Origin of the sequence: Streptacidiphilus sp. BW17, from assembly GCF_041262485.1 — a bacterium.
Lineage (GTDB): Bacteria > Actinomycetota > Actinomycetes > Streptomycetales > Streptomycetaceae > Streptacidiphilus.
On sequence record NZ_JBGCCR010000026.1, the window covers coordinates 85100 to 106301 of the forward strand.

The window sequence follows — 21202 nt, forward strand, 5'->3', positions numbered from 1 at the left end:
GGTCCTCCGACATGGACCTCCCATCCGAGTTCGCACCCTGGACCGGCACGAACTTCGCACTCGCTGTCAGCCGCCTGAAGCAGGTGCTGCCCGCCTACTTCAAGCCCGACCCCCGGATTCCACTAGTCCAGTAGGGACTTCCACCCCGTCCTTCCGCGCGGGCGGAAGGACGTCTGCGGTAGCTCCCCTGCGAACTGCGGCAATCGCCCCTGCCCGTGCCCCCGCCTCCGCTCACCGGTCCGCGGGTCTCAGCCGCCCTGCTCCCCGGGAGGCCATCCGCGTCGGGGACCCGTACCGGCATATCCATGACGACGACGAGACCTGGTGCCTTGCCTGGATGCCGACCAGGACCAGCGACCCTCTACGACCTCCGGTAGTCGCCTGCGACTGTTCAGGCCAGCGCTTTCGCCATCGCACGGTTGATGTCTGGGTTGCGTCCAGGGACGTAGCTGGGGACCGGGTGGTAGCCACTGCGGGCGTAGAGCTGCAGGGCGGCGTGGTTGTCGCGGCCGGTCTCCAAGACCATGCGGGTGGCGCCAGCGCTGCGTGCGTCGGCTTCGAGGGTGTGCAGGATGGTGTGACCGAGCGAGTGGCCGCGACGGGCGGGAGCGACATACATGCGCTTGATCTCGGCGGTGCCTGGCATCAGGGTGCGCCAGCCGCCGCATCCGACGGGAGCGCCGTCGCTGTAGGCGACGAGGAACAGACCGCTGGGCGGGTCGAAGCCTTCGTCGCCGGTTGGGGCGACGTCGTCGGCGAAGCCGTAGAGGTCGCTCTGGTACCGGTGGAGCTCCCGCGCGAGGAACTGCGCGTCCAGATGCTCGTAGGGGACGGGCCGTAGGTCGGCACCGGGGGCCGGGAGGGTGAGCGCAAGTCGCGGGTGACTCATGGGTCACATCATCGCGCGGCCGAGGCCGGCGGCGAGGTCCGGGGGGAGCTGGCGGATGATGCTTCGCCGGACGCTGGTCAACAGGTCGCGGCAGCGCAGAGACTGGACGGTGGGGATGTTCTTGGCGAGGAGTGCGGCCGTGGCCACCGTCTGTTCACGCTCTTTCAGCAGTGCGTAGGCGCGGGTCAGGTGGAGGCCGTGCAGTACGGCGCTGCGGCGGCTGGTGGCGTCGTCGGGGTCGGTCAGGCCGGCTTCGACCAGGGGGGCGAGTTGGGCGATGGCCTGGTGGAGGAGATGCCGGTTGGGCCGGGTGCTGGTGGTGGCCAAGTCGACGAGGGCGTGGCCGGTCTCGGCGTCCAGTTGTGCGGGGGTGAGGTAGTAGAGGGCGGCAGGGTCGTCTTCGCGGCGGGGCTGGTCCAGGAGGGTGCGGCAGGTATCCGTCGCGGCCTGGAATCCGGCCTGGTTTCCGGCGACGGCGCACGCGGTGGCCAGGCGCCCTTGGGCGCGGGCGCGTACCGAGGGCGCCAGGCGGCTCGCGTGCTCGACGGCGGCCGTGGCCAGGCGCAGGGCGTCTTGGGCGTTGTGCTCGGCGGCGGCCTGGTAGGCGAGCATCCCGAGGTTGTTGGATATCTGCGCGGCGTCCTCGCCGGCATGCGCCAGTCCGATGCTGAGCAGGTGGAACTGCTGCGCGCCGCCCGACTTGGCGGCGTCGAACGACATCCATCCGGCCAGTTGAGCTAGGCCGGAGGCGTTGCGAATGAGTGCGAGCTGGGCGGGGCGGGTGTAGCGGCCGAACTGGAGGATGTCGAGCACGTCCTCAAGGCCCCGGCGAACCGAGCGCAGCGACAAGGGGCCGCCGCCGACCTGGTCGTCGAGGCGGCGCAGCTGGGCGAGATGGGAGTCCAGCATCGCCAGCATGGGCTCGGTGACCCACTCGGCGCCCTGCGTAGGCGGCTGCCAAGGGTCTGGGGACCCGCTGGACTTGTCCCACGCTGCGGTAAACAGTTCGGGTCCGCTCTTGGCTGGCGGCGTGGCGGTCGCGCGGGTCGCCAGCCTTCTGCCCGGGTCGAGCAAAGCGGGACCTGGCCGGGCGGCGAGCAGTCCGCGCCAGTGGTCGTCGGCTGGGGCGTCGGTGGGGGTCTCCGGCCATAACTGGGCCGGACTGCGCGGCTGCCCCAGGGCCTGGGTGAGCACCGTGGCAGTCGCCTGTCGGACTTCCGGGTCGCGGGGGACGTGGTTGTCCGTGAGCCACTTGCAGGGCGTGGTCTCGTTGACGGTGGCGTGGGCCATGGCAAGCAGCTGCTGGTTGACGGCGCGTCCGAGGTCACGGCCACTCCACCCCAGAGCGGACAGGTCTCGGGCGAGCGGGCTCTCGGGGCCGGGCGCGGTCATCTCGCCTCCTCCGAGCTGTCGCGTGCGGAACTTCACGCTACCGCCTGTGAAGTGGCATGGCTGTCGGTCACGGATTTTCACGGTTGCAGCCCTGCATCTGTCGATGTTCACGGCTGGCAGGGCTGCCGGTGGCTGGCCGGTGGCGGGTTGGCTAGTGGTGTTGAGGGCGACGCAACTGCCCGTCCGGGCAGCCGGTCCCTTGGGGGAGGATCCTCATGCATTCACCACGGTTACCGCTGGCAGACGAAGGCGTCGAGCCTGCCGCCAGCTTCGAGATCACGTACCGCGCGGCGCGCGTCGCCGCGGCCTTCGACAGCCCCGGGGTGGCGCAGCGGCTCGCTGGCGCGTTCACCGCATCCGGGGCCGAGGTCGGGCCGCTCTCGCCCGCCGGAACCGACCCGAGGGTCGAGTTCCGTACCGTGAGCGGCCTGGCTACTTTGCCGCAGCGCAGCCGCATGAAGGTGCCGCACGGGGGCGGATACCTCACCCTCCCGGCGGGAGTGACCCTGCTGCACGACGGTCCGCCGCGCGCGCTGGTCTCAGTCGCCCGCCCGACGATCACGCTCACGCAGCTCGACGCGGGTGCACCGCACTGGCCGTTCCTGCACTACCTGCTCAAGTACCCGCTGCGCCGGCAGGTCGAGGCGCAGGGGTCGGTCCTGGCCCATTCCAGCGCCGTCGAGTTCGGCCCGGACCTGGCCTGCCTGTTCCTGGGGCCCAGCGGGGCGGGCAAGACCACCGCCTTCGTGGAGCTGGTCACCCGGGGGCTGCGTGCCCTGGGCAACGACGCCACGCTGCTCAGTCCGAGTGGCGACCTCGGTGTGGAGGCGGCGGTGTGGCCGCACCTGGTGCGGATCGGCGGCAGCACCCTCGCCCGCAACACGGTGCTGTCCTCGCTGCCCGAGGACTGGTGTCGGCGCAACCCGCTCGACGGCAAGGCCGAGGTGTTCTTCGACGACCTGGACCAGGTCTTCGGGCGGCCGATCGCCGCGCCGCCCTCGCAGGTGGCCGTAGTCGTCGACCTGGGCGTGGATGCGGCTGGGGAGGGGCTGGCGGTCCGCCGTCTGGACGCGAGCGAGGCCCACCGCGTCCTGCAGGAACGGCTGGTCGAGGACCGTCCGCAGACCGGCTGGCTGCCCGGCTGGTCCTGGCAGCCCTCGGCCACCCCGGTGCTCGCTATCGCCGACCGGCTGGCCTCCTCGACCGCGATGTACCAGGTGCGCGCTGGGCTGGCCAGCTCACGGTGGGCCGATCAACTCGCCGACTGGGTCCGCGCCCTGCACGGCCCAACTCACCCGACCGACACCGCACTGCCTTCCGCCTTTCCCACTGCAGCGCCCATCTGATGAGGAAGCAGACGACCATGAGCAGCACCACGTTTCGCACCGCCCTGTCCGCCGCCAGCGCCGAGGGCCGACTGCTGCGCGCTCTAGGCGCGGTCAACGCCATGGCCGCGCGGGTGGCCTCGGACTGCGACTTCGACGCCCTGTGGGTGTCGGGTCTGGAGGTTTCCACCGCGGCGGGCTTGCCCGACGAGAACGTGCTCGGCCCGCGCGACCTCGCCGACGTCGTAGCTGCCCTGGGCCGGGTGAGCGACCTGCCGGTGATCATCGACGTCGACAACGCGGGGGGCTCGGCCCCCACGGCTGCCCGCTTCGCCACGGACCTGGCCCGCGCCGGGGCGGCGGCGCTGTGTCTGGAGGACTCCGGGTACCCGAAGGTCAACTCCTTCGCTCTGCACCGCGAGCAGCAGCTGGCCGACCCGGGGCTGATGCGCGACCAGCTCAAGGCGATGCGCGACGCTGCGCCCGAGATGGTGCTGGTCGCCAGGACCGAGGCGCTGATCTGCGGCGAACCGCTGGCCCACGCCCTGCAGCGCGCCGTCCTGTACGCAGAGGCCGGAGCCGACGCGATCCTCATCCACTCCAAGGACGCCAGCGGCGACCAGGCCCGGCAGACGGCAGCGGCGTGGGACGGCCGGTGCCCGCTGGTCACCGTCCCTACCGCGTTCCCGGACGTGATCTGCGAAGAACTGGCCGCGGCCGGGTTCACCCTGGCGATCTACGCCAACCAGATGAGCCGGGTCAGCTACGCCGCCATGACCGCCGCCGCCAACCAGTTCACCATCAACGGCAGTTTCACCTCCCCCGGCGCCCCGCCGCTGGCCCCCGTCCAGGACCTGCTGCGCGTCGCCGACCGCTCCGCGCGGGCCTGCGTGTAGGGGGCCGTGATGACCACCTTGACCGTCGCCGAGGGCCTGCTCCGCGCGGGTTTCGACTGCGCCGTCGGCGTGCCCGACTCTCACCTGACCGCGCTGCTGGAGCAGCTGCACCGTCCTTCCCTGCCTGTGTACTGTCCGCCGCGCGAGGACTGTGCGGTCGCCGTGGCGGTGGGCCTGACCCTCGCCGGTGCCCGCCCGCTGGTGTTCATGAAGAACGCCGGCCTGTTCACCACCGGCGACGCGCTGACCTCGCTGGCCCGCGACGCAGCCGTCCCCTTGGCGCTGCTGGTGGGCTGGGCGGGCACCGGCAGCGACCGCCTGCCCCACCACGTCGTCACCGGTGAGCGCACCACCGCCCTGCTCGACGGCCTCGCCATCTCCTGGACCACCCCCGCCGACACCGCCGACCTCGCAGGCTGGTTCGCCGGCCACCGCGCCGCCGGGCACCACAGCGCCCTGCTGATCGAGCCCCAGGAGGCGCACCGATGACCAACCGCGACGACATCGCCACCGCCGTGCTGGCCGCGGCACGCGCTCACCATCTGCCGCTGCTGGTCGGCAACGGCTTCCTGTGCCGGGAGGTCATGGCGCTGACCGCACCCGGCGAGGACCGTGCCCTGCCGCTGCAGGGCGGCATGGGCCTGGCCGCCGGAGTGGCCGCCGGGTACGCCCTGGCCACCAACAGCACCGTGATCGTCCTGGAGGGCGACGGCAACCACGTCATGGGCTGGGCCAGCGCCCAACTCATCGGCGCCCAGCGACTGCCCGTGGTCCACGTCGTGGCGTGCAACGGCGTCTACCGCTCCACCGGCAGCCAGCCCCTGTCCGCCACCACCACGGACGCCGCCGCGGCAGCCGCGTGCCTGGGCTACGCCCACGCCTTCACCCCCGCCACGAACGCCGAGCTGACCGCCTGCCTGGAGCAGGCCCTCACCCTGGAGGGCCCGACCCTGATCTACGCCGCCGAGCAGGACGGTGGGCGGCCCCCCGGTCGCTCCCCCCACCGCACCAGCGAATACGCCGCCGCGCTCGCCCGCCACGCGGCACCCAGCAAGGAGGCACGAGCGTGAGACTGGACGACCTCAACGCCCTGCAGGCCACCACCATCCGCGGCGACCTGGGCCCCTACGACTGCCAGATCGCCGACGGCCTCGGCACAGAGGGCGACGTAATCGCCGTACGCGTCACCGACCCCGGCGGCATCACCGCGCTGGTGGACCACCGCGAGCAGCAGCACCCGGTCAAGGCCGGCACCGTGCTGCTCGGCGTGCTGGCCAACCGGGACTCCACCACCCACGCCAGCGGCCACATCCCCCAGGCCGGGCTGCCCATCATCGGCGGCACACCACTGGCCTGGCTCGGCGGACAGTCCGGCCTGATCGGCACCCTGGACTGGTCCCCCGCCCCGGACAACCAGCTCGGCCAGCAGGCCGCCGGTCGCGTCGAGGCAATCGGGCTGGTCCACACCCAGTTCGGCGTCCTGAACATCGCCCAGCTCTCCCGCACCCCCACCACCGAGACCGATCCGCACACCCGGCTGCTCGTGGTCGCCGGCACCGCCGCCGAAGTCGGCAAGACCACCCTCGCCTCCCGGATCATCCGCCACCTGACCGCAACCAAGCTGCGCGTGGTGGCCGTCAAACCCACCGGCTCCGGCGGCATCACCGACTCCCTCGCCCACCGCGCCGCCGGAGCAGTGGCCGCCTACGACCTGGTCGACTGCGGACTGCCGTCCTCCTACACCGACCCCGGCCGCTACGCCCGCCACATCCGCCAGTGCCTGGCCTACGCCGCACAGCACCGCCCCGACGTCGTCCTGGTCGAACTCGGGGGCGACCTCCTGTGGGGCAACAACGACGTCTTCCTACGCCAGCCGGGACTGCGCGAGCAGGTCACGGACGTGCTGTGCGTCTGCGCGGACGCCACCGGGGCCCTGGGCGTCGACGCCTTCCTGCGCCAGCGCGCACTGCAGGACCTGCCGGTCACCTACACCCCCACCTACACCCGCAATCCCGCGACCTTCACCAGCCGCCTCCAGCAGCTGCTCGGCCCCGCCACCGCGGTCCTGGACAGCACCACCGACGACGCCCTGACCACCTACCTGCGCGTCCTCACCGCCGTGTCCGCGACCGCCAATGAGAGGACCTGACCATGCCCAGCACCCTCGACCGCACCCACGGACGCCCCGGAACCGACCTGTTCGGCGAACCCATCAACGCCCGCGCCGTGCACACCAACCCCACCGACGTCCTCGACCAGACCACCGCCCGCCTCGCCCAGCACCACGCAGCGCTGCTGGACGGCTTCCCCCTCGACGCCAAGCTCTACGTCGACTTCCTCTCCCACCTCGGCGAGCCCCTCGACAACTACGGAGCAGGCTCGAACTCGGCCGCGTTCACCCTCCACCCCAAGATCAACGTCGTGCGATGCCAGCCCGGCGGCTCCCGCGTCCAGGAGCAGGGCGGCCCGCTGACCGCCCACTCCGGCCGTGCCTTCGCCAAGGTGCGACCCGCCTACACCGCCATGCTGATGACCACCGCTGGCTGGCCCGGTACCCCCGGTCAGGCCGGCGAGTCGATCGCGGTGCTGTGGAGCGACGCCATCGCCCGCCACCGCGAGCTCCACCCCGATCACGCCGCCGACGACCTGGCGCTGCTGACCGGCACCCCGATCACCATCACCACCACGCACGTCACCAGCGAGCTGTCGAACCTGCCGCTGCTCTACCCCCTGACGGACTCCCGAGGACCGGACGACCTCGGGGCCAGGTTCTCCCTCGTGATCCGCGACCAGCTTCCCGCCATGGGCCTGGACACCGAGACCGAGCAGCGCTACGGCGCGGCCCTGGAGCGCTTCGCCGCCGCCGCCAACGACCCGGCCGCCCGCCACGTCCACCTGCTCGCGCCCGGGCAGCTCCTCATCGTGGACAACAACCGCGTCGGCCACGGCCGACTGCCCACACCCACCGACGGACCCGCCGGGCAGACGAACCCCCGGGAGCTGTGGTCGGCCACCGTCGCCTGACCTCGCTCCCTCCATCGCGGTGGGGCGGGGGGGGGCGCCCCCCCCCCCCCCCCCCCCCCCCCCCCCGGCCCCCCCCGGACCCCCGCCCCCGCCGGGCACCCCACCCCCCGGGCGCGGTGGCCGCCCCCCGCCGCCCCCCCCCCCCCCCCCCCGCGCGGGGCGCCGTGGCGACCCCCCCCCCCCCCCCCGGCGCACCGGCGCACGTTCACACCTGCACGAGCTGCTGGACCAGCTGCTGCAACCCCACCGACAGCGACGCCTTGACGATCACCAGGTCCCCCGGGCGAAGCAGCTCGCTCAGAAGCTCGGCCGCTGCCGCCCGGTCCGCCGCAAGGTGGGTCTCGCCGCCACCGCTGCGGGCTCCGGCCGCCAAGGCCGCCGCGTCCTGGTCGCCGCCGACCGCGACCAAGACGTCCGTACCCAGGGCCGAGGCAAGCTCCCCAATCGCCCGGTGCTCGTCTTTCGAGCCCGCACCCAGCTCACGCATCTCCCCTAGCACGGCGACCGTACGGCGTTCACCCCTCATAGCCGCCAGTGCCCGCAGGGCGGCGGCCATGGAGTCGGGGTTGGCGTTGTACGCATCGTCGATGACGGTCACGCCGTCGGGGCGGTCGTGGCGCTGCATGCGCGAACCCGTCGTCGCGACCGCCTCGCCCAAGGCAGCAGCGATCTCGGCAGTGGGGATGCCCACGTGGTGGGCGACGGCTGCGACCGCGAGCGCGTTCGCGACGTGGTGCTCGCCCAGCAACTGCAGTGCCACCGGCGTGGAGCCGGCCGGCGTGGTCAGCACGAAGCGGGCCCGGCCCTCGCCGTCCACGGCGACCTCGCTCGCACGGACCTGGGCCTGGGGGCTGCGGCCGAAAAAGAGCACCGGGGCCGCCGAGCGGGCAGCCATCCCCGCCACCAGCGGATCGTCCAGGTTCAGCACGGCCAGACCGTCCTCGGCCAGGGACGCCACAAGCTCGCCCTTGGCCTTCGCCGTATCCTCCTTGCCGCCGAACTCGCCCGCGTGCGCGGCCCCGACATTCAGCACGACCGCCACGTGCAGCGGCGCCATGTCGGTCAGGTAGGTCAGATGACCGGCACCCCGGGCACCCATCTCCAGCACGAGGAACTTCGCGTCCAGCGGGCAGTTCGCGACCGTCATCGGGACGCCAATCTCATTGTTCTGCGAGCCGACGGTCGCCCCGGTCGTACCGGCTCGGCTGAGCACCTGTGCCATCAGGTCCTTGGTGCTGGTCTTACCGGAGCTGCCCGTCAGGCCGATCCGAGTCACGCCCGCCATCCGACCGATCTGCCAGCGGGTGAGCAGAGCCAGAGCCTGCATCACGTCCGGCACGATCACCGCAGGTGTGCCGCATTCCCGAGAAGCCAGAACGCCGCTTGCTCCGCCAGCCGCAGCCGCTGCTGCGAAGTCGTGGCCGTCGACGTGCTCGCCGTCGAAGGCCACGAACAGGGCCCCCGGCTTGGCCTTGCGGGAGTCGACCACCAACGGACCGGTGACGATCGCCCCCGGATCCGGCGCCTGGTCGAAGCGTCCGCCAACGGCCTCGGCGATCTCGCCCAACGTCATCGACTGCATCTACAGCTCTCCAGTCCTCGGCACCAATCCACTGAACCTACCGGCCAGGGCGCGACCCGGGTGGATCACCATGCCGTCGCCGCGGCCAAGACGTAGAGGACTGCAGGTGCCCTTCGGCGGAAGGATCTGCTTCGGCATGGGCCCCCAGCCGCCGTAAGAACTTGTCGACCTGCTTTATGGCCAAGGGTGCGGCTGGCGCGCTGCCGGGCATCTGCAGCGAGAACACGGCGATTGACCGCCCGCGCGTCCCGCAGTTCTGCCGAGGCTCCTTATCCGACCAGTGTGCCGGGGCCGGCCATGGCCCGTCCCCTGGTTTGGCGTCACCGTGTGACGACCCAGTCGAGTCGCCTTGCGGGCACGAACAAGGGACAGTTGATGAGGGGTGCCCACGCCAGGAACGGGGTGCCCATGGGACGTAAAGCACTGGGGATTCTTCTCCACATGCCCAAGAGATTCGTCACGGTCGCCGCCTTCGTGTCGGCGGCAGGCGCCTTCGTGATCAATGCGTCAGCTTCTGCAATCTCCGGAAATGCAAAGGACTGCTTGATTGGCGTTGCATCGCTGCTCTTCCTCATCAGCATTGGCAGCGTAAAGCTGAACGAGCACAGGAATGTTTTGCAGGCCGAGGAGGACAGGCAGGATGCAATCAGGGAAGCGACCGAACTGCGATCTATACTCGATGGATGGCTGGAACCCTATGCATTTAACCTGCTCCGGGCCAAGACATTCAAAGGCAACGCCAAGGCAGTGCAGATTGGCGTCGTGAAGAAGGTCCTTCTAGGTGTCCAAAAGATCCTCGAAAGGCGCGTGCACGACGAGGTGCGCATGTGCTTCTTCAAGCTAGAGGTCAAGGAGCCCAGGACTCTATCCTGCGACATCTGGGAAGGCGGAGCGAAGCCGCGGGATGACTTTGTCGAGGGCACGGAATCTGGAGATTTTGCCTTTCGTTCCCTTGAGGTCGACGACGTGACCTACGTATCGGAGGCTTTCGAGTGTGTGAAGCCGCCACTGTGGGCCGATCGCAGTTACAAGTGCTACATGTCCTCGCCGGTTAAGTACGGCGAGGAACTTCTCGGAATGCTGACCGTGGACTCAGCCAACACGGATGCCATTACCGAGTTCGATAAGATTTTTGTGAAGGCCATCGCCTCGCTACTTGCAGTGACACTCCGTGTTTGAGCGGCGCATCTTGACGCGTGCAACACTGGAACCTAGAGTCACGTTCCCACTCGCAAGGAGTCATCATGGGAGCACCGACGCCCCCGGCTGTCACCTCGGAAGAAGCGAAGGTCTCCAAGATCATGGAAGACCCGGGCGCCTACTACGACGAGGTGTACGAGGCGGCCCTCCGCTCGGTCATGGGCCAAATCGATCATCGTCGGAGCAAGAGGGCCAAGGACGCCAAGGCTGGAAAGCGCCGCGAGGCTGCCACCCACTGAGGATCCTGCGGCTGGTCGAGCACATGGACAGGCGCTCGTTCACGCACACGTTTGGTTATGCGAGCACGGAGCAGCCCGTACCACCGTCCTGCTCAACGTGGCCGTTCAAGCCTCCGGAGGAAGCGGCCCTGGATTCCGGGAACCCAGCGGGAATTCCAGAGCAGCAAGGTACTGCACGGCGGTAAGCTGCACTCTTCGCCCGAGGGCGGAGTCACCAGCGGGGGAATCTCATGACGCAGCCGCCCACTGCCTTGTTCCCGGTCACCGACCCCGATCGGCACGCCAAGGGCCGGCAGAAGATGCACGGCCTGGCCCTGTACATCACCCATATCTGGGAGGCCACCGCTTCCACCGACACGGCGCTCCTTCCTGGCGTCGGCCTTGATGTGGACGTTGAGCGCGTCGCCCTGGAGATCGCGCCGGCCCTCGCCGCTGTGCGGACCCTGGACCTTGAAGTGATCCGGCATAGCCAGAACCCGGCCAACGACCAGCTCTACCAGGACCTGCAGAAGACCGACTTGCAAGGTCTAGTCGTGCGCGGCCTGCTGCTGGCGCGCAACGCCGACACCCATCTTCCCGCCACCCTCGACCTCCATGTCGACCGCGTTGTGGACACGAGCGGCGAGTGGCGCGTGATGCCCTCCTGGCAGCCGTATGCTCACCTGCCCGCCGCTATCCGGTCCAGCACGGGCACCTCGCCCTTGGCGCACGCCGCCTACCGGACGGCTGTCGGCGGCCATCTCATCGTTGAGACTCTCCTGGATGCCTTCGCGTTCTTCCTGCGCTGCGACCCCACCCTCGCCTTGCGTCGGGCAGACGGTGAGTTGGCGTACTTCCCGCTGTCCCCGTACACCGAGCACGACTACGAGCGCCGCCACCCGGACCAGCCCAACCGGTCTGAGATCGCACTGAAGGTCCGCCGCGCTGCCGAGGACGAGCTGCCCTCGGGGACGAGCCGGGAGATCCTGTATCGCCTCACTAGCGACGGCGTCCCGGTGTACTGCGGATGGATGGATGACCGCGGGATCCGTACCACGTTCACCGAAGCCAGCTCCCAGATCGCGCGCGACCTTCAGGCCGGATACCGATACTCGGCCGTCGCCTCCGAGGGCACCCACCATGACGTCAGCGTCGACCCCGATGGACTCCTGCGTGCGGACGGTGTGGCGCTTGAGGACTATCCCTTCGCCCAGCCCCACCGCAATCCACCACCGGAGACCTGGCTGGCCTGGTGGCAGCTGACAAGAGAGGACGCGTTCCTGTACCGCAACCAGCGCCAGAGGACGGGAACGCCCCACGTTGTAAGTGGTCCCGGCGATACCGCTTAGATCGCCCCATGGCAGTTCACTTACTAATCCTGCGCCCGTACGCCCCGGCCGAGGTCGCAGGTGCCCGCAGCGGGGTGGGGAGATCCACAAGCCAGCGAGACGAAGGAGCAGCCGTCAGGCTCCGGTGAGATCGGTCATTCATCGGTGAGACCAGATAGCGGAAGTGTGATCTAGATCTCTCGCGGGAAGCGCGATGGGCCGAGTTTGTGTGCTAGCTTCCGTGGTCCACAACTGCAAAGGTGACCCCGGCGGTGCGCTAACACCCCGGGGTCCGGCACAAGGAGCTTGCACTCCCCATGCGGATTCATCGTAGCGCGCACGCGCACGGGTTCACCGTCCTGCCCAACACCCTCCTCCAGGACCGGCGGCTGTCCTACACCGCCCGCGGCATCCTCGCTGACCTCCTTTCCCGGCCTGATGGATGGCAGGAGGACGGCAAGCGCATGGCCGACAGCAGCCCGCAGGGTCGGATGGCCGTCGGCCGGGCGTTGCGCGAGCTGACCGACGCCGGTTACTACCGGGTTTTCCGTGTGCAGCAGGCGGACGGCACGTGGATCAGCGAGGCCCATGTCTGGGATACGCCGCAGGTGGAGCCGAGTCTCCCCCGTCCGGTCTCCGGTGAGTCGACCGTCGGGGAATCGGGCACCAACCCCGTAAAGGACCTGGTGAAAGAATCTCCCCTCCCTCCCCAACCCGAGGATGAGGCTCCCGCTGCGACAGCGGCGCGTGAGGACGACCGGGGTGTCGAGGGGTGGGCGGGCGGGGAATCCATACCCGATTTCAAGCTGCAGGAGGCCGCTGACGTGCTCGTTCGTGTGACGCGGCGGGAGCCGCGGCTACGGCTTGGGCAGCGCGAGGCGGCGGAGGTGGCGCCGCTGGTCGCCCAGTGGCTGGAGCGTGGCGCGGGCGAGGCGGATCTCGCTCAGGCCCTGCTGCCGGGGCTTCCGCCCCGAGTCCACGCAGCGCTGGCCTTGGTCAGGACCCGTCTGGAGCGGAAGATGCCGCCGATACCTGCGGCACGGTCCCAGGAGGCCGCTGGTGCCCGCGTGCGGCCGGAGTGCGACGACTGTGGCCGTCCGGTGCTTGAACAGGGACTTTGCCGCCCGTGTGCCGACGTAGCGCCGCGCGGGGCAGCCCCGTCGGACCCCCGGGCGGAGCTGGCGGCACGGGGCGCGGCCCTGGTGCGGGCCTCTCTGCGCGGACTGGTGCAGCCTGCCCTGGCCTGAGCCCGGACAGGGGTTCGGCCGGACATGCCGATGGGGACACGTCCGGCCGGTGCGCCGTCGTTACAACTGCACAGGGAGCGCCACCAGGCCCCTGACCAGTCTCGTTGCCTGCCACTGGAGTTGGTCCGGTTCGACGGCCAGCTTCAACTGGGGGAAGCGGGTGAGCAGGGCGCGCAGCACGATCTCCAGCTCGGCCTTGGCCAGGGGAGCGCCGAGGCAGCGGTGGATGCCGTGCCCGAAGGCGATCTGCGCGCTCGCATTGCCGCGCTCAAGGTCCAGCCGGTCCGGATCCGGGAAGGTGGCGGCGTCGCGATTGGCCTGGCCCAGGGCGACAAGGACCGGGCGCCCGGCAGGGATTTCCTGTCCGGACAGGCTGACGGGAGCGGTCGACCAGCGGAAGGTGCTGACAGCGACCGGGGAGGCCAGGCGCAGCAACTCGTCGATGGCGGGAGCGATGGCGTCCGGGTTGCCGGCCAGGTGGGCGAGGGTGGCAGGGGCTCGGAGCAGTTCCAGGACCGCGTTGCCGATGGCGTGCGTGGTCGTCTCGTGTCCCGCCACCAGGAGCAGTGCGGCCAGGGACGTCAGCTCGAACTGGCTCAGCTGCTCGCCGTTGCCGTCGCGGGCAGCGATCAACCGGCTGACCAGGTCCTCGCCGGGGTGTGCGCGGCGGTCGTTGACCAGGTCGTTCATGTACCGGGCCAGCTCGTGGCTGGCGGCGTCAGCGTCGACTGGGCGGCCGGCCGCGAACAGCCGGGCCGACAGCGTGCCCAGCTGCGGCCGGTCGGACGCGGGCACCGCGAGCAGCTCGCTGATGACGGCGACGGGCAGCGGCACAGCAAGGGCCTGGACGAGGTCGACGGGTGCGCTCACGTCCATCTGGTCGAGCAGCTGGTCGGTGAGCTGCTCGATCCACGGGCGGAGCCCCAGGACCGTGCCGGTGCTGAAGGCTCCGGCCACCAGGCGGCGCAGGCGCCCGTGCTCCGGTGCGTCGGTGGCCAGCATCGAGCGGGAGATGACCGGGTGGACGTCGCGCGTGGAGGAGGTGCCTGCGAAGAACGCGTTGGTGTCCTTCGACAGCGCCGGTTCCTGGAGCGCCTGCCGGGCTTCGGCGTAGCCGCTGACCACGAAGGAGGTGCGACCGGGGGACCCGGTCTCCTGGACGGGGGACGGGCGGCCGGAGTGCCGCGCGACCTCCGCTGATACGCGGGTGTGCTCGCTCATGGGGGAAGTACCTTCCGGAGGATCAGGCGCTGACGGGCGGCGGAGCCGACCACCTGGGCGACGTGGTCAGAGCTGCTGCCACCGACAGTAGCCACTCGGTCTCTTCGCGCAGGTTGCCCTCGCTTGCGGCGGCGCTGGGCGGTAGCGGTGCGTGCTCCAGCTGGAAGTCCCGGCCCTCGCGCATGCCGTCGAGGGCGTCGGCCAGGACTGCGGCCTCGACCTCGGGGCTGTCAGCCGGGTCGCCGGCCCAGTCGGTGAGTGCCGCGGCGGCCAGCTGCTGCACGCGCAGCGAGCGGTGGTGGCGGCTGGCGATCACCCCGTCGAAGATCTCGATGACCCGGCGGTGCAGGAGGTAGTCGGACGCCTGAGACTCGGGCGTCACCTCGTCTGGCGGCAGGACGACGGCGGGTGATGCGGAGGTCACGGACAGCCACAGCGGCTCCAGGGCCGCGAGCGCCCTCTTCTCCCAGCGCCGGCGCAGGACCTGCTGGATCGTCCAGGCCACGACGGGCATCGTCAGTCCGATGATGACCAGCAAGATCGCGAGAGCTGGGACCGTCACGCCCATGGCGCACCCGATGGGGCTGATGGCGCTGGTGCACCGCTCGTTGTGCTGGCTGCCGCCAACCTGGGTGAAGGTGCCGATGGCGTCGTAGACCTTGTAGAGCGAGTAGGAGAGCGCGAAGGCGAAGCCGGTGCCGGTGATGCGCAGCCCGATGCGGGTGGCCCGGCGGGGGTTGTCCTTGGAGTTGATCCACATCTGGCGCAGGCTGTCGGCCAGTGCCGCGGTGAGGTAGAGGCCGTAGGTGATGGCGTAGATGACCATGGCCAACGGCTCGACATGGTGGCCGTTGTGGTCAGGCGCGAACCGGGCGTCCGGGGTGGTGGCGAAGAAGGTGACGAACATGGCGAGCAGCACCAGGCCGAGGGCGATGACGCGCGGTCGCATCATGCGACGCCGTTTGTGGTCGTTCTCGACGTTCAGGGTGAGCAGGAAGCCCATGCTGGAGACGGCCGCCACCAATGTGGCGCTGTTGTTGACCAAGTGGGCGAAGTGCGGGGCGATTGCTTCCTGGACGCTGTGCGTCAGGGTGCTGTAGGAACCCAGAGCCACGGCGAAGGAGGTGGTCAGCACCACCATGATCCAGGCACCCGGCGTGCCGGCCCGTCGGCTCCCGCGGTACCAGTAGGCGGTGGCGATGAGCATGGCGAGGGGCAAGCCCGTGAATATGACGTCGATCATCTGCGGCGTTCCTTGATGGGTCGGGTGAAAGCCGCCTCCCATCGCTCCGCGGAGCCGGACGGCTGAGGAGGTGGGAGCAGACGGCTGCGGTACATGCGCTGGCGGATCAGGCTCGCCAACGTTTCTGCTTCGACTTCCTGGATCGAGCTGTAGCCGGTGCGCCCCGATACTCGGATGATCTTTGAGGGGTCCCGCCCCTGAGACCGGGCCTCTTCCTGTGCGACGGCGCGCAGGGAGGGGTCGTCCGGGTGCTCGAACAGGAGGTGCCCGACCTCGTGGGAGACGGAGTGCAGTTGGTGAAGCTGGTAAGTGGCCGGCTCGTACATGATCACGTCGAGGTCTTCGAACTGGTGAAGCTGGCCGTGCACGACGACGCCTGGAGGAGGAGGCTCCATGGCCACGAGATCGATCGGCTTCCCGCGAAGGGCCGCGACCGCGTCGATCAGTTCGTCCGTGCCGAACCGGTAGGGCAGCCTCAGACGCTCCAAAAGCTCGATGCAGCGCTCCTGCAGCCCCCGCTCGTACGCCACCTGAACCACCCCCAGCGACAGCAGCCATGCGGAACCTAGTCAGTCACTTTTACTAAAGCTCCTGGTCAAGGCCCTGCTGAATGCCGGGATCGTTGCACGGATACCGGTGTCCGTCGTCCGGTTTCACATGCTGAGATGAGAACGATCTTGACATTCCTTGATCACTTCAAGGAATGTCACCGTGGGTAGTTGATCACCGTTAGTCAAGGTCGCCCGGAGGCCCTGGAATACACCGCTCGCGGACGAACGAAAGTAAGACCTACTCGCGGGTAGAGACGATCAGTAGTCGCCTGTGATGTGTGCCACACGTGTCTAAATTGCCCCGTGCTGTCGCATTCTTGCGACAGATGGCCGGGCGGGCGACCGGTGTCTAGTTCCGGAGGTTTAGTCCAGTTCGCGCCGGGCCGAGGCCCTGGGCCTTGCGGGCCTGGTCGATGCTCCGCCTGACGTAGTCCATGCCCTCGGCGTCCAGGCCCTCGGCCCGCAGGGCAATCGAGACCACGCCAGCGTCCACCTTGGTCTGCTCCAGGCGGTGCCGGGCGATGACCGAAGCGGGATCTGAGGGGTAGTGCCACACCTCGGCTGGGACGTCGAAGAACTCGGCCAGGTTCTCCAGTGTCGCGAAGGTGGGGTTGCCCCTGCCGTTCTTGATTGCCTTGAGGGTGCTCTCGCTGACCTCGGCGCCAGCAGCAGCCTCGGCCATCGTGTACGGCCCGCGGTTGTCTGGGTGCACCTCGGCGAGGAGGTAGCGCAGCACCGCAGCGATGCCGGCACTGCCGACCTTCCCGCTGTCCTGGTCGCTCATTCTCTCTCCGCCTTCGTGTCGGGCTGTGTCGCTGAGGACAGTTTAGTGCCGGTCCGTCCAGAGTAAGGCTAAGTTCAAGGTGCTTTATTGACCAACTCGGCGTCGGTTTGATGTACGGTCATGCTCGCAGGGGGTCAGTAAACTGACGGTCGCTGGAAGGCGGCCCGTCTGCCTTGCTGTGCGATCCAGAGCACAGACGGGGGAGAAGCCCGGCATATCCGCAGGTCAGAACCACTACGGACCGCAGTGCCCGGAGGTTCCCGCCTCCAGGCACCGCGCCGTTCCACCGAGCGGGCCAGCCAGCTTCTTGGCGGTCGCAGCTGGCGCGCTCATGCAGCAGGAAGTGTCGCATGAACATGCCTCTTTTCGCAGGCCCTCGCTTGCAGGACCTCACCAACTCGCCGGATGTGCCGGAGGAGAGCAGCCTCGTCGCCGCCACTCTGTGCCTGGCGCTGCCCGATGCCTCGTACATCCGGGTGCACGCCATCGGCGCTCCATCGCAGTGGCTCGCACGAGCCTACGACCAGTACGGACGGCGCACCGACCTCCCCATGGCCTCGGCCTGGGCCGGCCGCCTGGTCCGCGCCAACCCCCAGGCCGACTGGAGCCAGACCCTCGACTTCGCGCTGGCCACCGGGGCATTGACGCCCGCAGGAGTCGCAGCGTCCGGCGCAGCCGCATGAGCGGCCTCCCGGCCGCGGCCTCTCGGTTGCCCTGGCGCTCGCGTCGGGATGGGCAAGCGGGCCGCGCTCTTCGTCGGAGGCGCTGACATGGCGCGCATCAGGTCCGTAAAGCCTGAGTACTTCGAATCCGAGGACATGGCCAAGGTCAGCCTCACGGCCATGCTTACGTTCATCGGCCTGAGTGGCCAGGCTGACGATCACGGCCGTTTCACCGCCAACAGCAAGATCCTCTACGGCAAGATCTGGGTTCTGCGCGATGACACCAGCCCGGCCCAGACGGAGGAGGACCTGGACCAGCTCGAAGCGGTCGGCGTCATCTGTCGGTACACCGGCTGTGACGGACGTCGCTACGTCCACCAGCCGAATTGGTTCAAGGACCAGCGGATCGACAAGCCCAGCGTGTCCCGACTGCCAGCATGCCCCCACCACGCCGCTGAACGTTGTGGCGTATGCAAGGGCCCCTGCGTCAACCGCGGCACCCAGGCACCAGAGCCGTCGAGCGTCCAGCAGCACGCGCCCGAACCGGTGCACCCCATGGCCGCAGATGCGGTGTGCCCGGCGGCTGAGGAAGCTGCTCTTCTCAGACGGGACCTGGCAGGCGAGGGCGATGCCGTCCCCGCCGCGATCAGCGCCAAGCTGCAGGCTGAGGTGTCCCTCGGTGAGGACTCCGCGAAGGCTCCCGGAGTGTTCGTGGAGCCCTCGACGCCTGGATCTAGGATCTTGGATCCTGGATCAACTACTCCTTCGGGGCGCACAGCGCCCGATGCCTCCGTCTCGACGCCGCAACTCATCGCCGAGTACGCGGCCCGCTTCCCGAAGGACCGGCAACCTCCTGGGGACGTCCGCGGTCACCTCGGCCGCATCGTCAAGAAGCTGCTCGCCGAGGGGATCGACGCGCGCTACATCCGGGCCGCCCTCGGCGACTTTGCCGAGGCCCCCGGCCATCCCAGCCGTTTGCCCAGTCTGGTCAACGAGGCGATGAACCCGGGCACCCGCCGGGCTCTGCGAGCCTGGGCGCCGAGCACCGGGCACCGGGCGTGGACTAATCCTGACGATGTCGCCGCGGCCTACGGCGGTGCGCTTTGATCAAGATGCACTCGCCGCGGCAGCGGACCGGTCGCGACCCGCAACTGGCCTCGTCGGCGCTGCAGCTGCGTATGGACCGGATCCTGGCCGAGCGTGGAATCGACCTGGCCCTGCGCCAGGAGCAGGCCGAGCCGGCGGAGACAGTGAGCGCCCTCGACCTTGCTCAGGCCCGAATCCCACTCCGCTTCCAGCACGCGGAGGCCGAGCATCCCGACGTGCGAACCTGGGTGCGCCGGGTCACCGGCTCATGCCGCCAGGGGCCGGGCGGCATGCCCGGCATCGCGACCGGCCCCTCGCTGCTGCTGGCCGGCCCCACGGGCGTGGGGAAGACCTTCACGGCGTACGGCGCGATCCGGGCCCTACTCGCCGACGGAGTGCGGCTGCAGTGGCAGGCCATCACCGCCGCCGACCTCTACGCAGACCAGCGGCCGAAGCTCGGACACGACACCGAGCGCGACTTCAACGCTCTCGCGCGGACCCCGCTGCTCATGCTGGACGACCTTGGCGCTGCGAAGACCTCGGAGTGGACCGAGGAGCTGACGTATCGGCTGGTCAACTACCGATACGACCGGCTCCTGCCGACGATCTTCACGACGAACCTGCCCATCGGCGAACTGCGCCAGGTCCTGGGTGACCGTGTCGCCTCGCGCCTCGCGCAGATGACCGACCGTGTCGTTCTGACCGGCCCCGACCGCAGGCGCCAGTCCGCCGTCTGAGCGGTTCTCCGCGCACCAACCCCCTTTATCTCCCAGGACGCCTGTATTCGGCGCCGCCTGCCCTTTTGCCCGGAGCCACCATGCCCGTTCCCACGCCCATCGACGAACCCGGCTCGCAGTATTGGAGGTTCGACGCAGCCTGCCGAGCCCATTCCGACCCGGACCTCTTCTTTCCGAAGCCGCGCCAGCACCGCCAGACCGCCAAGGCCAAGCGCATTTGCGGTACCTGCCCGGTTGTCGCTGAGTGCCTCGAGTCAGCGCTCCGCAACGGCGACGAGTACGGCATCCGCGCCGGCCTGACAGAGCAGGAGCGCGAAGCCCAGCACCAGCGTCGGCTGTACGAGCCTCATCAGCGACCGCCCGCCAACAGGCTGTCGTACCAGCGGGTGCTGCTGGCTGCCCGAGGCGAGGAGATCGAACTCAGCGACCGGGAGGCAGACCTGCTCTGCGCGTTCGCGGACGCCGACGAAATCCCGTGGCGAACCTGGTCGGTCTCACTCGGCATCACGAGCAAGTCCGGTGCCTGGAAGCGGAAGGTCCGGGCCAGAGTCGACCCGGCCGACCCCGAGGTCGGACCCCAGCGGCAGCAAGAGCTCGCTGACCTCATCGTCCTGGCCGACCTCCAGGCGCCGCGCCGCGTCGGTCAGCAGGCAGCCGCGTGAAGACCACCACCAGAATCTCCTGGATGGATGTGGTGTCCATCGCCGCCCTGGGGATCGCGGGCTGCGTGCTGTCGTACGACGCACTCCGCCAGATGGGGACTGCCATCCACATCCGGCCCAACCTGACCTACTTGTTCCCCATCGTGATCGACGGCTTCATCGCCTACGGGGTGAGGGCCTTGGTGCTCCTGCGCACCGCGCCGTTGCGAGCACGGCTCTACACCTGGTCGCTCTTCAGCGGCGCTACCACGGCGAGCATCTGGGCCAACGCCTTGCATGCCGTGAGGCTCAACCAGGAGGACGGGAAGCTCCCCGGATTGCACTTGGGCAACATCACGGTCGGCGTGCTGAGCACCCTCGCCCCCCTGGCGCTGGCCGGTGCAACACACCTGTACATCCTGGTCTCCAGGTATTCCGGACAGCCCGAGCCGCGTCCCTCGGCGGATGCAGATGAGTCGTCATCAAAGCGCGGCCGGTGGTCGAGGCTCCTCCGAAGCCGGGGGAAGGCCGTAGCTGCAGCGCACCGAGCAGTCGAGGCGCGGGCAGCTGTCCGAGACCTCGATGCCGCGCACGAGGTCGAGATCACCCTCGACCGTGCCGCTGCACACCCGCACCCGGCGGTCGGCAACGAGGCGGCGATCAGCCTCGCCAAGGGCAGTCCCGTCCCCGGCCGGTCGGGAACCGAGCCTGTCCCAACATCGGTGGTCGGGCCCGCGCCGACTTCCGGGACGGGGACGGGGACTGTGCCGACCAGCACGGGGACGGGGACGGTGGCGGGGCCCGCATCGACTTCCGGGACGGGGACGGCGACTGCGCCGACCAGCACCGGGACGGGGACGGTGGCGGGGCCCGCATCGACTTCCGGGACGGGGACGGGGACTGAGCCGACCAGCACCGGGCCGGGGACGGGGACGGGGCCCGCATCGACCTCCGACACGGGGACGGCGTCTGCGCCGACCAGCACCGGGACGGGGACGGGGACGGCGACTGTGCCGACCAGCACGGGGACGGGGACGGTGGCGGGGCCCGCATCGACTTCCGGGACGGGGACGGGGACTGAGCCGACCAGCACGGGGACGGGGACGGTGGCGGGGCCCGCATCGACCTCCGACACGGGGACGGCGTCTGCGCCGACCAGCACCGGGACGGGGACGG

At 69.6% G+C, this 21202-nt stretch carries 23 protein-coding genes; 16 read left to right on the top strand and 7 right to left on the bottom strand.

What is annotated here, in order from left to right; translation table 11 throughout:
• Nucleotides 1–11 precede the first annotated feature (11 nt).
• The gene (locus tag ABH940_RS26945) at nt 12–134 is read left to right on the top strand and encodes a hypothetical protein (protein WP_370106393.1); all 123 of its coding nucleotides are present in this window, start codon (nt 12–14) and stop codon (nt 132–134) included.
• 257 nt (nt 135–391) lie between these two features.
• Here the strand turns inward: ABH940_RS26945 and ABH940_RS26950 are convergent, their stop codons facing one another.
• On the bottom strand, nt 392–889 hold the full coding sequence (locus ABH940_RS26950) for a GNAT family N-acetyltransferase (RefSeq protein WP_370106394.1): 498 nt from the start codon (nt 887–889) through the stop codon (nt 392–394).
• Nucleotides 890–892: 3 nt separating this feature from the next.
• Nucleotides 893–2281, bottom strand: coding sequence for a hypothetical protein (locus tag ABH940_RS26955; protein WP_370106395.1), 1389 nt, complete (start codon nt 2279–2281; stop codon nt 893–895).
• Between the two features lie 215 nt (nt 2282–2496).
• Here ABH940_RS26955 and ABH940_RS26960 point away from each other — a divergent pair, with 215 nt between their 5' ends.
• The 6 genes from ABH940_RS26960 to ABH940_RS26985 are packed head-to-tail and all read left to right on the top strand — an operon-like array spanning nt 2497 to nt 7526.
• Nucleotides 2497–3627 carry a hypothetical protein gene (locus tag ABH940_RS26960; protein ID WP_370106396.1) on the top strand — a complete coding sequence of 377 codons (1131 nt, stop codon included), beginning with the start codon at nt 2497–2499 and terminating at the stop codon, nt 3625–3627.
• A 17-nt stretch (nt 3628–3644) separates the two neighbouring features.
• Nucleotides 3645–4502: an isocitrate lyase/phosphoenolpyruvate mutase family protein gene (locus ABH940_RS26965; protein ID WP_370106397.1), complete on the top strand. Its 858-nt coding sequence runs from the start codon at nt 3645–3647 to the stop codon at nt 4500–4502.
• Between the two features lie 9 nt (nt 4503–4511).
• Nucleotides 4512–4991 (top strand): thiamine pyrophosphate-binding protein, encoded by a 480-nt coding sequence (locus tag ABH940_RS26970; RefSeq protein ID WP_370106398.1) that lies wholly within the window; start codon nt 4512–4514, stop codon nt 4989–4991.
• Nucleotides 4988–5572, top strand: coding sequence for a thiamine pyrophosphate-dependent enzyme (locus ABH940_RS26975; protein WP_370106399.1), 585 nt, complete (start codon nt 4988–4990; stop codon nt 5570–5572). Before ABH940_RS26970 ends, ABH940_RS26975 begins: the two co-directional genes overlap by 4 nt.
• Nucleotides 5569–6651 (top strand): hypothetical protein, encoded by a 1083-nt coding sequence (locus ABH940_RS26980; RefSeq protein WP_370106400.1) that lies wholly within the window; start codon nt 5569–5571, stop codon nt 6649–6651. The genes ABH940_RS26975 and ABH940_RS26980 overlap by 4 nt, the downstream gene beginning before the upstream one ends.
• Before the next feature lie 2 nt (nt 6652–6653).
• Entirely contained in the window at nt 6654–7526 is an 873-nt protein-coding gene (locus ABH940_RS26985; protein WP_370106401.1) for a TauD/TfdA family dioxygenase, read from the top strand.
• 205 nt (nt 7527–7731) lie between these two features.
• On the opposite strand, the gene murF is transcribed toward ABH940_RS26985, so the two are convergent.
• Nucleotides 7732–9108: a UDP-N-acetylmuramoyl-tripeptide--D-alanyl-D-alanine ligase gene (gene murF / locus ABH940_RS26990; RefSeq protein WP_370106402.1), complete on the bottom strand. Its 1377-nt coding sequence runs from the start codon at nt 9106–9108 to the stop codon at nt 7732–7734.
• A 441-nt stretch (nt 9109–9549) separates the two neighbouring features.
• Between murF and ABH940_RS26995 the strand changes: the two genes are divergently transcribed.
• The 4 genes from ABH940_RS26995 to ABH940_RS27010 all read left to right on the top strand — a co-directional run bounded on the left by ABH940_RS26995 (nt 9550) and on the right by ABH940_RS27010 (nt 13101).
• Entirely contained in the window at nt 9550–10287 is a 738-nt protein-coding gene (locus ABH940_RS26995) for a hypothetical protein (protein WP_370106403.1), read from the top strand.
• Between the two features lie 65 nt (nt 10288–10352).
• Nucleotides 10353–10547: a hypothetical protein gene (locus ABH940_RS27000; RefSeq protein ID WP_370106404.1), complete on the top strand. Its 195-nt coding sequence runs from the start codon at nt 10353–10355 to the stop codon at nt 10545–10547.
• 230 nt (nt 10548–10777) lie between these two features.
• Nucleotides 10778–11875 (top strand): hypothetical protein, encoded by a 1098-nt coding sequence (locus ABH940_RS27005; RefSeq protein ID WP_370106405.1) that lies wholly within the window; start codon nt 10778–10780, stop codon nt 11873–11875.
• Nucleotides 11876–12171: 296 nt separating this feature from the next.
• Nucleotides 12172–13101, top strand: coding sequence for a hypothetical protein (locus tag ABH940_RS27010; RefSeq protein WP_370106406.1), 930 nt, complete (start codon nt 12172–12174; stop codon nt 13099–13101).
• Nucleotides 13102–13161: 60 nt separating this feature from the next.
• On the opposite strand, the gene ABH940_RS27015 is transcribed toward ABH940_RS27010, so the two are convergent.
• The 4 genes from ABH940_RS27015 to ABH940_RS27030 all read right to left on the bottom strand — a co-directional run bounded on the left by ABH940_RS27015 (nt 13162) and on the right by ABH940_RS27030 (nt 16900).
• Complete coding sequence (locus ABH940_RS27015) at nt 13162–14322, bottom strand: cytochrome P450 (protein WP_370106407.1); 1161 nt, start codon at nt 14320–14322, stop codon at nt 13162–13164.
• A gap of 22 nt (nt 14323–14344) precedes the next feature.
• Nucleotides 14345–15565, bottom strand: a complete 1221-nt coding sequence (locus ABH940_RS27020; protein ID WP_370106408.1) for an MAB_1171c family putative transporter — start codon at nt 15563–15565, stop codon at nt 14345–14347.
• Nucleotides 15562–16095 (bottom strand): regulator component, encoded by a 534-nt coding sequence (locus ABH940_RS27025; protein WP_370106409.1) that lies wholly within the window; start codon nt 16093–16095, stop codon nt 15562–15564. Before ABH940_RS27025 ends, ABH940_RS27020 begins: the two co-directional genes overlap by 4 nt.
• 370 nt (nt 16096–16465) lie before the next feature.
• The gene (locus tag ABH940_RS27030) at nt 16466–16900 is read right to left on the bottom strand and encodes a helix-turn-helix transcriptional regulator (protein ID WP_370106410.1); all 435 of its coding nucleotides are present in this window, start codon (nt 16898–16900) and stop codon (nt 16466–16468) included.
• A gap of 350 nt (nt 16901–17250) precedes the next feature.
• Here ABH940_RS27030 and ABH940_RS27035 point away from each other — a divergent pair, with 350 nt between their 5' ends.
• The 5 genes from ABH940_RS27035 to ABH940_RS27055 form a co-directional block, all read left to right on the top strand.
• On the top strand, nt 17251–17583 hold the full coding sequence (locus tag ABH940_RS27035; RefSeq protein ID WP_370106411.1) for a hypothetical protein: 333 nt from the start codon (nt 17251–17253) through the stop codon (nt 17581–17583).
• 87 nt (nt 17584–17670) lie between these two features.
• Nucleotides 17671–18669, top strand: a complete 999-nt coding sequence (locus ABH940_RS27040; RefSeq protein WP_370106412.1) for a hypothetical protein — start codon at nt 17671–17673, stop codon at nt 18667–18669.
• A gap of 5 nt (nt 18670–18674) precedes the next feature.
• Nucleotides 18675–19385, top strand: coding sequence for an ATP-binding protein (locus ABH940_RS27045; protein WP_370106413.1), 711 nt, complete (start codon nt 18675–18677; stop codon nt 19383–19385).
• 80 nt (nt 19386–19465) lie between these two features.
• Nucleotides 19466–20047, top strand: coding sequence for a WhiB family transcriptional regulator (locus ABH940_RS27050; RefSeq protein ID WP_370106414.1), 582 nt, complete (start codon nt 19466–19468; stop codon nt 20045–20047).
• A 23-nt stretch (nt 20048–20070) separates the two neighbouring features.
• Nucleotides 20071–21202: DUF2637 domain-containing protein (locus ABH940_RS27055; RefSeq protein WP_370106415.1), on the top strand; the 1132-nt coding region annotated here is incomplete at its 3' end.